This window comes from Photobacterium galatheae (genome assembly GCF_000695255.1).
Classification (GTDB): Bacteria; Pseudomonadota; Gammaproteobacteria; order Enterobacterales; family Vibrionaceae; genus Photobacterium; species Photobacterium galatheae.
Map to the genome: position 1 here is coordinate 1 of NZ_JMIB01000072.1, position 213 is coordinate 213.

The 213-nt window shown below is 56.8% G+C and carries 2 tRNA genes; both read left to right on the top strand.

Annotated elements, in window-relative coordinates:
• Position 1 precedes the first annotated feature (1 nt).
• Positions 2-77: transfer RNA gene (locus EA58_RS20665), tRNA-Gly, on the top strand.
• Between the two features lie 58 nt (positions 78-135).
• A tRNA-Met gene (locus EA58_RS20670) sits at positions 136-212 on the top strand.
• Position 213: the final 1 nt, after the last annotated feature.

Consider the following 213-nt stretch of genomic DNA (forward strand, 5'->3'; position numbering starts at 1 on the left):
TGCGACACTAGCTCAGTTGGTAGAGCGCAACCTTGCCAAGGTTGAGGTCACGAGTTCGAACCTCGTGTGTCGCTCCAGCTTTCTTTGCTTGAAGAAAAGCGGCTGTCATCGTGCCTGACGATGAGACAATACGGACGCGGGGTGGAGCAGCTTGGTAGCTCGTCGGGCTCATAACCCGAAGGTCGTCGGTTCAAATCCGGCCCCCGCAACCAA